This is a genomic window from Pseudomonas sp. S12(2018) (genome assembly GCF_024355235.1).
In the GTDB taxonomy this organism is placed as follows: Bacteria; Pseudomonadota; Gammaproteobacteria; order Pseudomonadales; family Pseudomonadaceae; genus Aquipseudomonas; species Aquipseudomonas palmensis.
Map to the genome: position 1 here is coordinate 64,302 of NZ_QLAD01000008.1, position 13,461 is coordinate 77,762.

The window sequence follows — 13,461 nt, forward strand, 5'->3', positions numbered from 1 at the left end:
TCAGGGCTGCCTCCGGGGGGTGCTCAGCGGCGCTTGGCCATGGCATCGATGAAACGATCAAACAGTGGCGCGACGTCGGTCGGGCCCGGGCTCGCCTCAGGGTGACCCTGGAAGCTGAAGGCGCTCTTGTCGGTGCGCTCGATGCCCTGCAGGGTACCGTCGAACAGCGACTTGTGGATGGCGCGCACGTTGCCTGGCAGGGTCGCTTCATCTACCGCGAAACCGTGGTTCTGGCTGGTGATCATCACCACGCCGGTGTCCAGGTCCTGGACCGGGTGGTTGGCACCGTGGTGACCATGACCCATCTTGACGGTCTTGGCACCGGAGGCCAGGGCCAGCAGCTGGTGGCCCAGGCAGATACCGAACACCGGCACTTCGGTTTCGAGGATTTCGCGGATCGCCTGGATCGCGTAGTCGCAAGGCTCGGGGTCGCCCGGGCCGTTGGACAGGAACACGCCATCGGGGTTGAGCGCGAGCACTTCGCTGGCCGGGGTTTGCGCCGGCACCACGGTGACGCGGCAGCCGCGCTCGACCAGCATGCGCAGGATGTTCAGCTTGACGCCATAGTCGTAGGCCACGACGTGGTACGGCAGCTCGGCGGCGTCGATGGTCGGGTGGCTGTCGGTCTTCAGGTTCCACACGCTGGAGCGCCACTCGTAGCGGCTCTTGGTGCTGACGACCTTGGCCAGGTCCATGCCCTTCAGGCCTGGGAAGCCGCGCGCGGCTGCGATGGCCGCCTCTTCAGAAATGTTGTCGCCAGCCAGGATGCAGCCGTTCTGCGCGCCCTTCTCACGCAGGATGCGGGTCAGGCGACGGGTGTCGATACCGGCAATGGCCACCACATTGTTGGCCTTGAGGTAATCGGACAGCGACATCGTGTTGCGCCAGTTGCTGGCGATCAGCGGCAGGTCACGGATGACCAGGCCGGCCGACCAGACCCGATCGGACTCGGCGTCTTCCGGCGTGGTGCCGGTGTTGCCGATGTGCGGGTAGGTCAGGGTAACGATCTGCTGCGAGTAAGAAGGGTCAGTCAGGATTTCCTGATAGCCGGTCATTGCGGTGTTGAACACCACCTCACCAACGGTCTGACCGTCGGCTCCAATGGCCTCACCGCGAAAAATGCTGCCATCGGCAAGGGCGAGTATGGCTGGCTTAGTCAAGAAGACCTCCCAAAAATAAAGCCTGAAGGGGCGATCGCAGGTTGCAAAAAAGCGGAATGACGTATAGACACGTCACCCCGCTTTCTTCGTCGAATTATCTGCGCGCTTTTAGTGGACACACTAAAGCTGTAGCTTACAGAAAAAGGCTTTTTCGGTCTACCACTGATGTGCCTGAAAGGCATGGGAATGCGACAGAAAGTCGCTTGTTTCAAACGCTCGGCCAGGGAGGCCGGCGAAGGGGCCGCATGGCAGCCCCTGATGCAGCGATCAACGCAGGTCGAGCACGTCCTGCATGTCGTACAGGCCCGGCGCACGCCCATCCAGCCACAGCGCGGCACGTACCGCACCCTTGGCGAAGGTCATGCGGCTGGAGGCCTTGTGGGTGATCTCCAGGCGCTCGCCGTCAGCGGCGAACAGCACGGTGTGGTCACCCACCACGTCACCGGCACGCACGGTGGCAAAGCCGATGGTCTTGCGGTCCCGCGCACCGGTCTGGCCTTCCCGGCCATACACGGCCACTTCCTGCAGGTCACGGCCAAGTGCATTGGCCACCACCTCGCCCATGCGCAGCGCGGTACCCGACGGCGCATCCACCTTGTGACGGTGATGGGCCTCGATGATCTCGATGTCCACATCGTCGCCCAGCACACGCGCCGCCATGTCCAGCAGCTTCAGGCTGAGGTTGACGCCAACGCTGAAGTTGGCGGCAAACACGATAGGGATGTCCTTGCCCGCCTCGGCCAGCAGTTGCTTCTCTTCAACACTGAAACCGGTGGTGCCGATGACCATCGCCTTGCCCGCCTTGCGGCAGAACGCCAGGTTCTTCAAAGTCACCGAAGGATGGGTGAAGTCGATCAGCACATCGAACTCGTCGACCACCCGATCCAGATCACCCGACAGCGGCACACCAATACGCCCCAGCGCCGCCAGCTCGCCGGCGTCGGCCCCGACCAGCGTACTGTCCGGACGATGCACGGCGGCGGTCAGGCCCGCCCCCGGCGTCTGCTGCACTGCCTCGATCAGGGTCTTGCCCATCCGCCCTGCCGCGCCCATTACCGCTATACGTCGCATGCCCTGTTCCTTCTTACAGATCGCCGAAGAAGCGCTTCACGCCTTCGAACCAGCCATTGGCCTTGGGAGAATGGCAGCTGTCGCCATCCAGCGAAACACGCAACTCTTCGAGCAGCTCACGCTGACGACGGCTCAGGTTGACCGGCGTTTCTACCGCCACCCGGCACATCAGGTCGCCCGCGCCACCGCCACGCACCGGCGCAACGCCCTTGCCGCGCAGACGGAACTGCTTGCCGGTCTGGGTCCCCTCGGGGATCTTCAGCTTGACCCGGCCATCGAGGGTCGGCACTTCCAGCTCGCCACCCAGCGCCGCATCGGTGTAGCTGATCGGCACTTCACAGTACAGGTGCTTGCCGTCGCGCTGGAAGATCGGGTGCTCGCGCACATTGATCACCACGTACAGGTCGCCGGTCGGGCCACCCTGGGAACCTGCCTCGCCTTCGCCCGACAGGCGAATGCGGTCACCGGTATCGACGCCGGCCGGCACCTTGACCGAGAGGGTCTTGTACTCTTCGACACGGCCTTCGCCATGGCACGAATCGCACGGATCGGTGATGATCTTGCCCTGGCCGTGACAGCGCGGGCAGGTCTGCTGCACCGAGAAGAAGCCCTGCTGCATGCGCACCTGGCCAATACCGCCGCAGGTCGGGCAGGTCGAAGGCGACGAGCCCTTCTTGGCACCCGAGCCATCGCACGGTGCGCAGTTGACCAGCGTCGGCACACGGATGTTGACCGTGGTGCCGCGCACGGCCTCCTCCAGGTTCAGCTCGAGGGTGTAGCGCAGGTCGCTGCCACGCTGAGCGCCACCGCGGCCACCGCCCCGGCCACCGCCGAAGAAGTCGCTGAACACATCACCAAAGATGTCGGAGAAGTTGGCGCCACCGAAACCGGCACCGCCACCACCCATGCTCGGATCGACACCGGCATGGCCATACTGATCATACGCAGCACGCTTGCTGGCATCGGAGAGCACTTCGTAAGCCTCGTTGGCTTCCTTGAACAGCTCTTCCGAGGCCTTGTCATCAGGATTACGGTCCGGGTGGTGCTTCATCGCCAGGCGACGATAGGCCTTCTTCAGGTCGGCCTCGCTCGAGCCGCGCTCGACTCCCAGAACCTCGTAATAGTCACGCTTTGCCATAATTCTTTGCACTCTTGAGGACGTTCGGCATACCTCGGCGCATACCGCGCTGTGCCGCCAGCATTCAAGCGCGCTCGAATGCTGTAAAAATTCGGGTATTCCAGACACGCCAACGCGGGAGCAAGCCCCCGCGCGGCGACATCCTACCAGTCACTGCCGAACAGCAGTCAACCGGGCGACAACCTGTAGCTATTACTTGTTGTCTTTTACTTCTTCGAACTCAGCGTCGACCACGTCGTCGTGCTTGGGCTCTTCAGCTTCTGGCTGAGCACCGCCCTGAGGCTGTTCGGCCTGCTCGGCGTACATCTTCTGAGCCACTGGCGCGGAGACCTTCGACAGCTCTTCGACCTTGGCTTCGATGGCAGCCTTGTCGTCGCCTTTGACAGCGGCTTCCAGGGCGACAACGGCAGCTTCGATAGCAGCCTTCTCGTCCGCGGTTACCTTGTCACCGGCGTCGGCGACCATCTTGCGGGTCGAGTGAACCAGCGCGTCACCCTGGTTGCGGGCAGCGGCCAGCTCTTCGAACTTGCGGTCTTCCTCGGCGTTGACTTCAGCGTCACGCACCATCTGCTGAATTTCTTCCTCGGACAGACCCGAGTTGGCCTTGATCACGATCGACTGCTGCTTGCCGGTCGCCTTGTCCTTGGCACCTACGTGCAGGATGCCGTTGGCGTCGATATCGAAGGTCACTTCGATTTGCGGTACGCCACGTGGTGCTGGCGGAATCTCGGCCAGGTCGAATTTACCCAGCGACTTGTTCTGCGCAGCTTGCTTGCGCTCGCCCTGCAGCACGTGAATGGTCACGGCGCCCTGGTTGTCGTCGGCCGTCGAGAACACCTGCGACTTCTTGGTCGGGATGGTGGTGTTCTTCTCGATCAGCGCAGTCATCACGCCACCCATGGTTTCGATACCCAGGGTCAGCGGGCTGACGTCCAGCAGCAGCACGTCTTTCACGTCACCAGCCAGTACGGCGCCCTGAATGGCAGCACCCATGGCCACAGCTTCGTCAGGGTTCACGTCCTTACGTGCTTCCTTGCCGAAGAAGTCGGTCACCAGCTTCTGCACCAGTGGCATGCGGGTCTGACCGCCGACCAGGATCACGTCGTTGATCTTGCTCACGTCGATACCGGCGTCTTTCAGCGCGATGCGGCATGGCTCGATGGTGCGCTGCACCAGGTCTTCGACCAGCGATTCCAGCTTGGCGCGGGAAATCTTCACGTTCAGGTGCTTAGGACCGGTGGCGTCTGCAGTGATGTACGGCAGGTTCACGTCGGTCTGCTGGCTCGAGGACAGCTCGATCTTGGCTTTTTCGGCAGCTTCTTTCAGGCGCTGCATGGCCAGCGGGTCACCCTTGAGGTTCATGCCGCTTTCTTTCTTGAATTCGTCGACGAGGTAGTCGATCAGACGAATGTCAAAGTCTTCACCACCCAGGAAGGTGTCGCCGTTGGTAGCCAGTACTTCGAACTGGTGCTCGCCGTCGACTTCAGCGATCTCGATCACCGACACGTCGAAGGTACCGCCACCCAGGTCGTAGACGATCACGGTGTGATCACCCTTGGCCTTGTCCATACCGTAGGCCAGTGCGGCTGCGGTCGGTTCGTTGATGATGCGCTTGACGTCCAGACCGGCAATGCGACCGGCGTCCTTGGTAGCCTGACGCTGGCTGTCGTTGAAGTAGGCAGGTACGGTGATGACCGCTTCGGTCACTGCCTCGCCGAGATAGTCTTCGGCGGTTTTCTTCATCTTTTTCAGAATTTCAGCCGAGATCTGAGGCGGAGCCATCTTCTGGCCGTTCACTTCCACCCAGGCGTCGTTGTTGTCAGCCTTGACGATCTTGTAAGGGACCATCTGGATGTCTTTCTGAACGACTTCTTCGTCAAAACGACGGCCGATCAGACGCTTTACTGCGTACAGGGTGTTGTGCGGGTTGGTCACCGCCTGACGCTTGGCCGACTGGCCGACCAGGATCTCGCCGTCATTGGCGTAGGCAATGATCGAAGGGGTGGTACGAGCGCCTTCGGCGTTCTCGATGACCTTGACGTTGCCGTTTTCCAGAATGGAGACACAGGAGTTGGTGGTCCCCAGGTCGATACCGATAATTTTGCCCATGTTAACTCTCCCGAAACTTTGGATTTGGTTGCCGCAGCGGTGGTTGCCAACTGCGGTAGCACTTAAACGCTTGACACTTAAATGGGGGCCGCCAGGCTAATTTCAAGCCTTCTCGTCAATCGAGGGCGAAACCGGAGCCGGAGCCTTGCTGACCACGACCATGGCCGGGCGCAGCAGACGCCCATTGAGCTGGTAGCCCTTCTGGAACACCTTGAGCACGCTGTTGGGCTCGACGTCCGCACTCTCCTGCATGGCCATGGCCTGGTGCAGTTCGGCGTTGAACGGTTCGCCGTGCGGGTCGATCGCCTCGAGGTTGTAGCGCTTGAGGGTGTCGTGGAACATCTTCAGGGTCAGCTCGATGCCTTCACGCATCGGGCGGATGCTCTCGTCTTCGGCGCTGGACAGCTCCAGGCCGCGCTCAAGGCTGTCGATCACCGGCAACAGGTCACCAGCGAATTTCTCAAGGGCGAACTTGTGCGCCTTCTCGACATCCTGCTCGGCGCGACGGCGCACGTTCTGAAGGTCTGCGGCGGTGCGCAGGGATTGATCCTGGGCCGCCGCCAGTTGCTCTTCGAGCACCTGCACGCGCGTGCTCAGCTCATCGCCGGCCGCCTCGGCGTTCAGATTCTGTTCATCCAGCGTCTGTTCGTCAGCCATAAAATCTCTCCTTTGCAATTTCGTCAGCGAACTTACTCGCACGTCTGCCGGCTATATGGGGTCTGAAAATGCAGCTTCAAGGGCTGATGAACAGTCCGCAGCATTACCCTCATAACCCCTTGCGATCAAAACCCTCACCGAGCAACCGAATCAAACTAAGCACAAGCATTGTCAGGCGATTTCAAAACACTGTATAAATAACCAGACCTTACGCCTGGGAGCCGCCCCAATGCTGGTGCATCTTTCCGTACACAACTACGCCATCGTCGAACACCTGGACCTCGAACTCGCCCGCGGGATGAGCGTCATCACCGGTGAAACCGGGGCCGGCAAATCGATCATGCTCGACGCCCTCGGCCTCACCCTGGGTGATCGCGCCGACAGCGGCGTGGTGCGCCCCGGGGCAGACAAGGCCGACATCCTGGCCACCTTCGACCTGGGCGACATTCCCGAGGCCCGTACCTGGCTGGCCGAGCGCGACCTGGACACCGACGGCCCGTGCATACTGCGCCGGGTGATCACCGCCGAAGGCCGCAGCCGCGGCTATATAAACGGCACGCCTTGCCCGCTGGGCGACCTCAAGGCCCTGGGCGAGCTGCTGATCGACATCCACAGCCAGCACGAACACCAGTCGCTGCTGAAGACCGACACCCATCGCCGCCTGCTCGACGAGTACGCCGGCGCCACTGACCTTGCACGCCAGGTGCAGCTGGCGGCGCAGCGCTGGCGGCAGACCCGCCAGGAGCTCGAGCGGCTGAGCAATTCCGGGGACGAACAGCGCGCGCAGCACCAGTTGCTCAGCTATCAGCTCGAAGAGCTGGAAAACCTCAACCTGGGCGAAAACGAACTTGAGCTGCTGGAACAGGAACACAAGAACCTGACCAATGCAGAGGCCCTGTTCGGTATCTGCCGCCAGGTCATCGACCATTGCAGCGAGAGCGACTCGGGCAATGTGCTCAGTGCGCTGACCGTCAGCCTCAATCGCCTGACCGCCGTACAGAATGCCCCCAAGGCGCTGGCCGAGGCGGCCAACATGATCGCCAGTGCGCAGATTCAGGTAGAAGAAGCAGTGGGCGAGCTCAACCGCTTCCTCGACCATTTCGACGCCGACCCCGCGCGGCTGCAGCAGCTGGAAGAACGTCTCGACGCCCTGTACACCCTGGCGCGCAAACACCGCGTGCACCCCAGCGAGCTGGCCGACCTGCAGCAACGCTTGATGGAGGAGCTCGAAGGCCTCAACGCCAACGACGAGTCCATTGCCCGACTGGGTGACGAACTTGCCGCCTTTGCCCGCCATTACCAGGAAAAGGCCTCGGAGCTGAGCCGCCTGCGCCAGCAGGCCGCGACCCAGCTGGCTGGCGCGGTGGAGCTTGAGATTCAGCGCCTGGGCATGCCTGGCGGACGCTTCAGCATCGAACTTCGCCCCAACAGTGGCGAAGACTTGTTGCCCCAGGGCCTGGAGCAGGTCGAACTGCTGGTCAGCGCCAACCCCGGCCAGCCGCTCAAGGCACTAGCCAAGGTGGCTTCCGGGGGTGAATTGTCACGGATCAGCCTGGCGATCCAGGTCATTACCGCTCAGACCTCGCGCATTCCGACCCTGGTGTTCGACGAAGTCGACGTGGGTATCGGCGGCCCGACTGCGGAAATCGTGGGGCAGCTGTTGCGTCGCCTGGGCGAGCGTGGGCAGGTATTGACGGTCACCCACCTGCCGCAGGTAGCCGCGCAGGGCCACCATCACCTGTTCGTGCACAAGGTGCGCAACAGCGATGCGACCCATACGGCGGTGGCGAGCCTGGGCAAACGTGAGCGGGTCGAAGAAGTGGCGCGCATGCTGGGCGGCATCGACCTGACCAAGGAATCGCTGGCGCATGCCAGAAAGATGGTCGTCACCAGCAAAGCCTGAGTGCCCCCGCAGGAGCCGGCCTTGCCGGCGTACAACATTACAGCCCCCACAAAGCACGAAGGCGACCCCAGGGTCGCCTTCAATGCCGTGCAAATTCAAAGCAAAGTGCTTACTTTTTCTTGCGCACGTACAGCACGAGATTGTGATCTACCAACTCGTAGCCGTGCTCCAGCACGATTTCCTTCTGGCGCTTTTCAATTTCGGCATCGAAGAACTCGATGACTTCGCCAGACTCCACGTTGACCATATGGTCGTGGTGGCCGCCGTCGGCCAGTTCAAACACTGCATGACCGCCGTCGAAGTTGTGACGAACGACAAGACCTGCCGCCTCGAACTGGGTCAGAACACGGTAAACCGTGGCCAGACCGACGTCCTCGCCTGCCTCCATCAACGCCTTGTAGACGTCTTCAGCACTCATGTGGCGCTGCTCGGTGGAGTCGAGCATCTGTAGAATCTTGACTCGAGGCAGGGTCACCTTGAGACCGGCTTTGCGTAATTCGCTATTTTCAACCATGGTCAGCTTTCTCGCCGATGCTGCTTCGCAGCTTCTCTGAATACGGGTATGATCGGGGTTTACGTTGTCCAGCCAAGATAGTGGAAGTCGCCCACCGATGCAAAACACCAAGCTCTTGCTAACCAGCCTCACCTTTGTGGGACTGCTCGCACTCGCCGGTTGCTCGTTCCCCGGGGTTTACAAAATCGACATCCAGCAGGGCAATGTCGTCACGCAGGACATGATAGACCAATTGCGGCCGGGAATGACCCGCCGGCAAGTACGGTTTATCATGGGCAACCCTCTGATCCAGGACACCTTCCACACCAACCGTTGGGACTACCTGTACAGTCTGCAACCAGGTGGGGGCGAGCGCCAGCAGGAACGGATGAGCGTGTTCTTCAACGAGAACGACCAGCTCGCCAGCCTGTCGGGTGACTTCATGCCGGGTGTGAGCCGCGATCAGGAAATCCTTGGCGGCGCAGCGGGCACCACTGTCAGCCCTGCCGAAGGCGAGACACCTGCCAAGCAGGAAGCCCCCGCCAAGCCTGGCTCGCTGGAAGACACGATCCAGCGCGACGTCGATACCATCGAAGTCATCCCGGTTCCAGTGCCGGAACCGCTGGACACCTCGCCGCAGTAAGCAAGGCGCAGGCAATAAAAAGCCCGGATCATTCCGGGCTTTTTCATGCGCGGCGTTTCACCGCTTGGCCTTCTTGAACACCCTGGCTACCTTGGCCGCGCGCTGTTTGCGCACCTCCTTGGGGTCGATCAGCAGCGGCCGATACAGCTCGATCCGATCACCCGCCTCGACCGGATGCTGCGACGCAACCACCTTGCCAAAGATACCCATCGGGCAATCCCCGATCGACACGCCCGGCAACTGCCCGGCGATGCCCGACAAGCGAACTGCCTCGCTCACCGACGTACCCGCCGGCACCTCCAGCGCCAGCAACAGCTGCTGCTCGGCGGTGGCGTAGACCACTTCGATGGGCAGCATCGGCTCAGCCATTGAGTTGCTTGGCCCGCTGGCAGAACGCATCCACCAGGGTGTTGGCCGCCTGGTTGAAGATCGGCCCCAGGGTGGCGCGCACCAGCGGCCCGGCGTAATCGAACGACAGATCCAGGCTGATCTTGCAGGCCTTGTCGCCGAGTGCCTTGAACGTCCACAGCCCGTGCAGCTGATTGAACGGCCCCTCCTCAAGGTTCATCTCGATGGACTGCCCTGGCACCAACTCATTTCGCGTTACAAAACTCTGGCTCATGCCGCCCTTGGCCGCCTCGACTCGCGCACGCATCAGGGTCTCGCTCTGCTCCAGCACCGTGCTGGAGGAGCACCACGGCAGAAATTCCGAATAGCGGGCGACGTCATTCACCAGGTCATACAGCGCCTGAGCGGGGTACGGCAACAGTGCCGAACGTTGAATATGGGTAGTCATCCAGGCGTCACTTCCAAAGCTGAGCGGTAAACACGATGCGAATGCCGAGGGGCGCCACATAGCGCATCAAGAGGAAAAACAGCGCGTATTGTCCGGGATTCACTCCAACGGCTCAAGCGTACCGCTACCCCGTAGCCGACAGCGCGACGACTGCCTATAATGCCGCCCCTATGGCTAAACAAAAGAAGCATCCGACAGGGACCATCGCGCAGAATAAAAAGGCGCGTCACGATTACTTCATCGAGCACAAGTTCGAGGCCGGATTGGTCCTGTCCGGTTGGGAAGTAAAAAGTCTGCGTGCCGGCAAGGCGCATCTTGTGGACAGCTACGTGCTGCTCAAGGACGGTGAAGCATGGCTGATGGGTTGCCATATCACCCCCCTGACCGCAGCCAGCACCCACGTGATCGCCGACCCGACCCGTACCCGTAAACTGCTGCTCAATCGCCGCGAGCTGGAGCGCCTGTTCGTGGGCGTACAGCAGAAGGGCTATACCTGCGTGGCCTTGTCGATGTACTGGAGCAAGCACTTGATCAAGTGCGAGATTGCCCTGGGCAAGGGCAAGAAGGAATACGACAAGCGCGATACCCAGCGCGAGCGTGATTCCGATCGCGAGTTGCAGCGCGCCGTGCGCAGCAAGGGCCGCGACGAGTAGGCACGCCTGCTCTAGCCACTTTGCCAGCAAAGCCGGCTCCTACAGGCCAAGCGAAACCCTGTAGGAGCCGGCCTTGCCGGCGAAAGCCGCAACACTTGTCTAGCGCCCGTTGCGCCGCTCTGCCCGCGCGACCCGCTGCACTTCCTGACGTACCTCTTCGAGCACCTCCTGCACATACAGAATGTGCTGGCTCGACACCTCCCGTGCATCCTGCGCACGCCCTTCGACAATCGCCAGGTACAGGTCCCGATGCTGCGCAATCAGCATGTCGCGGGTCTCGCTGCGCTGCTTGTACATACCGCCGATGTTGGTCACCACGTTGCGCTTGAGCAGGTCGAACAACCCGCGAATGGTATGCAGCAGCACCGCGTTATGGCTGGCCTCGGCAATCGCCAGGTGGAACGACGCATCCGCCGCCCCTTCCTCGGCTCGGCTCACCTCATCGGCACGCGCATAACAGTCCTGCAGCGCATCGAACGCCACCTTCAACCGCTCGCGATCCACCGCGGTGGCACGCAATGCGGCGTAATAGGCACACGACGCCTCCAGCGTATGACGAAACTCCAGCAGGTCGCGTTCGACCTCCGGATTGTTCTCCAGCAATTGCAACAAGGGGTCGCTGAACGTCGAACCCATCGACTGGGCAACATAATTGCCGCCGCCCTGTCGACTCACCAGCATGCCCTTGGCTACCAGCTTCTGGATCGCCTCGCGCAACGACGGGCGTGACACCCCGAACTGCTCGGCCAGTTGCCGCTCGGCCGGCAACCGCTCACCGGCGGTCAAGGTGCCTTCAAGAATCATCCCCTCAAGCCGCTCGACGATATCGTCGGACAAACGGCGTTGGCGGACCTGGTTGAAAACCATCACATGCTCTCCACAATCCCGAGTTCGTTCGGGGCCGCCTATTTTGGCCTATCGGTGCCCACGCCACACCCACCAGTTGGCGAATTTCGAAGCCGCTCAGCCGACCTTTTTTCAACCGTCCGACGAAAGTTTTAGCGGGGCAAATTGACACACCCACCACAGGGCTCTTAACCTAGCGGCTCGACATTGTAAATTGGTATGACCAATTAGCCAATGCCACTGCATGACCAACAACAATTAGGGGCCACCCCATATGCAAACCTGGCAACAACTCTATAGTCCGCTTGGTAGTCTCGGCCTGTCCGCCCTGGCGGCAGTCATCCCTATCGTGTTCTTCTTCCTGGCGCTGGCCGTGTTCCGCCTCAAGGGTCATGTGGCAGGCAGCATCACGCTGGCGCTGTCGATCCTGGTCGCCATCTTCGCCTTCCAGATGCCCGCCGACATGGCCCTGGCTGCTGCCGGGTACGGTTTTGCCTATGGCCTGTGGCCCATCGCCTGGATCATCGTCGCGGCGGTGTTCCTGTACAAACTGACGGTCAAGAGCGGCCAGTTCGAAGTGATCCGCAGCTCGGTGCTGTCGATCACCGACGACCAGCGCCTGCAGGTTCTGCTGATCGGCTTCTGCTTCGGCGCCTTCCTGGAAGGCGCGGCAGGCTTCGGCGCACCCGTGGCCATTACCGCTGCACTGCTGGTGGGCCTGGGTTTCAACCCGCTGTACGCCGCCGGCCTGTGCCTGATCGCCAACACTGCCCCGGTGGCCTTCGGCGCCCTGGGTATCCCGATCATCGTGGCCGGCCAGGTCACCGGTATCGACGCCTTCAAGATCGGCGCCATGACCGGCCGTCAATTGCCGCTGCTGTCGCTGTTCGTGCCGTTCTGGCTGGTGTTCATGATGGACGGCCTGCGCGGCGTCAAGGAGACCTGGCCTGCAGCCCTGGTGGCCGGCCTGAGCTTCGCCGTCACCCAGTACTTCACCTCCAACTTCATCGGCCCGGAACTGCCGGACATCACCTCGGCACTGGCCAGCCTGATCTCCCTGACCCTGTTCCTCAAGGTCTGGCAGCCCAAGCGCTCGATGACCACCGCCACCGGCAGCGTTGGTGCAGCCGTGGTCAACGGTGGCGGCAGCCAGCCTTCGCCTTACAGCTTTGGCGAGATCTTCAAGGCCTGGTCGCCGTTCCTGATCCTCACCGTGCTGGTCACCATCTGGACCCTCAAGCCATTCAAGGCAGCCTTTGCCGCCGGTGGTTCGATGTACAGCTGGGTGTTCAACTTCGCCATCCCGCACCTTGACCAGTTGGTGATCAAGACCGCGCCGATCGTCGCCGCCCCGACCGCCATGCCGGCGGTGTTCAAGCTCGACCCGATCTCGGCCACCGGTACCGCGATCTTCTTCTCCGCGCTGCTGTCGATGCTGGTGCTGAAGATCAACTTCAAGACCGGCCTGACCACGCTGAAGGAAACCTTCTTCGAACTGCGCTGGCCGATCCTGTCGATCGGCATGGTGCTGGCCTTTGCCTTCGTCACCAACTACTCGGGCATGTCGTCGACCATGGCCCTGGTACTGGCCGGCACCGGCGCAGCGTTCCCGTTCTTCTCGCCGTTCCTTGGCTGGCTGGGCGTGTTCCTGACCGGTTCGGACACTTCGTCCAACGCGCTGTTCAGCTCGCTGCAAGCCACCACCGCGCACCAGATCGGGGTCAACGACACCCTGCTGGTGGCCGCCAACACCAGCGGCGGCGTTACCGGCAAGATGATCTCGCCACAGTCCATCGCCGTGGCATGCGCGGCCACCGGGCTGGTTGGCAAAGAGTCGGACCTGTTCCGCTTCACCCTCAAGCACAGCTTGTTCTTCGCCACCATCGTCGGCCTGATCACCTTGATCCAGGCGTACTGGCTGACCGGCATGCTGGTTCACTAAAGTGAAAGAGGCCGGGCGCCCCAAGGGCGCCCGGCAGCTGCCCCTTTCAA

The 13,461-nt window shown here is 61.8% G+C and carries 13 protein-coding genes; 4 read left to right on the forward strand and 9 right to left on the reverse strand.

From position 1 onward, the window contains the following. Positions 1-23: 23 nt before the first annotated feature. From carA to grpE, 5 genes are all read right to left on the reverse strand, one after another. Positions 24-1,160: a glutamine-hydrolyzing carbamoyl-phosphate synthase small subunit gene (gene carA / locus DN388_RS19235; RefSeq protein WP_043863829.1), complete on the reverse strand. Its 1,137-nt coding sequence runs from the start codon at positions 1,158-1,160 to the stop codon at positions 24-26. A gap of 267 nt (positions 1,161-1,427) precedes the next feature. Next, complete coding sequence (gene dapB / locus DN388_RS19240) at positions 1,428-2,231, reverse strand: 4-hydroxy-tetrahydrodipicolinate reductase (RefSeq protein ID WP_058540555.1); 804 nt, start codon at positions 2,229-2,231, stop codon at positions 1,428-1,430. A 13-nt stretch (positions 2,232-2,244) separates the two neighbouring features. Beyond that, entirely contained in the window at positions 2,245-3,369 is a 1,125-nt protein-coding gene (dnaJ, locus tag DN388_RS19245; protein WP_043863831.1) for a molecular chaperone DnaJ, read from the reverse strand. Between the two features lie 192 nt (positions 3,370-3,561). Further along, positions 3,562-5,478 (reverse strand): molecular chaperone DnaK, encoded by a 1,917-nt coding sequence (gene dnaK / locus DN388_RS19250; protein WP_043863832.1) that lies wholly within the window; start codon positions 5,476-5,478, stop codon positions 3,562-3,564. A gap of 102 nt (positions 5,479-5,580) precedes the next feature. Further along, a complete protein-coding gene (gene grpE / locus DN388_RS19255; protein WP_043863833.1) occupies positions 5,581-6,135 on the reverse strand; it encodes a nucleotide exchange factor GrpE in 555 nt (184 codons plus the stop codon). Between the two features lie 229 nt (positions 6,136-6,364). Between grpE and recN the strand changes: the two genes are divergently transcribed. Beyond that, a complete protein-coding gene (gene recN / locus DN388_RS19260) occupies positions 6,365-8,038 on the forward strand; it encodes a DNA repair protein RecN (protein ID WP_054916543.1) in 1,674 nt (557 codons plus the stop codon). A gap of 109 nt (positions 8,039-8,147) precedes the next feature. Here the strand turns inward: recN and fur are convergent, their stop codons facing one another. Continuing rightward, positions 8,148-8,552: a ferric iron uptake transcriptional regulator gene (fur, locus tag DN388_RS19265; protein WP_043863835.1), complete on the reverse strand. Its 405-nt coding sequence runs from the start codon at positions 8,550-8,552 to the stop codon at positions 8,148-8,150. 97 nt (positions 8,553-8,649) lie between these two features. On the opposite strand from fur, the gene DN388_RS19270 reads away from it, so the two are divergent. Then, positions 8,650-9,174 (forward strand): outer membrane protein assembly factor BamE, encoded by a 525-nt coding sequence (locus tag DN388_RS19270; protein WP_043863836.1) that lies wholly within the window; start codon positions 8,650-8,652, stop codon positions 9,172-9,174. Positions 9,175-9,231: 57 nt separating this feature from the next. On the opposite strand, the gene DN388_RS19275 is transcribed toward DN388_RS19270, so the two are convergent. Both DN388_RS19275 and DN388_RS19280 read right to left on the reverse strand, forming a co-directional pair. After that, complete coding sequence (locus DN388_RS19275) at positions 9,232-9,543, reverse strand: RnfH family protein (RefSeq protein ID WP_078481341.1); 312 nt, start codon at positions 9,541-9,543, stop codon at positions 9,232-9,234. Continuing rightward, positions 9,536-9,970: a type II toxin-antitoxin system RatA family toxin gene (locus tag DN388_RS19280; RefSeq protein WP_043863838.1), complete on the reverse strand. Its 435-nt coding sequence runs from the start codon at positions 9,968-9,970 to the stop codon at positions 9,536-9,538. Before DN388_RS19280 ends, DN388_RS19275 begins: the two co-directional genes overlap by 8 nt. 170 nt (positions 9,971-10,140) lie before the next feature. Here DN388_RS19280 and smpB point away from each other — a divergent pair, with 170 nt between their 5' ends. Further along, complete coding sequence (smpB, locus tag DN388_RS19285) at positions 10,141-10,623, forward strand: SsrA-binding protein SmpB (RefSeq protein WP_043863839.1); 483 nt, start codon at positions 10,141-10,143, stop codon at positions 10,621-10,623. Positions 10,624-10,722: 99 nt separating this feature from the next. On the opposite strand, the gene DN388_RS19290 is transcribed toward smpB, so the two are convergent. Next, complete coding sequence (locus DN388_RS19290) at positions 10,723-11,490, reverse strand: GntR family transcriptional regulator (RefSeq protein ID WP_043863840.1); 768 nt, start codon at positions 11,488-11,490, stop codon at positions 10,723-10,725. Positions 11,491-11,743: 253 nt separating this feature from the next. On the opposite strand from DN388_RS19290, the gene DN388_RS19295 reads away from it, so the two are divergent. Beyond that, entirely contained in the window at positions 11,744-13,411 is a 1,668-nt protein-coding gene (locus tag DN388_RS19295) for a lactate permease LctP family transporter (protein WP_043863841.1), read from the forward strand. The last annotated feature ends 50 nt before the right edge of the window (positions 13,412-13,461 follow it).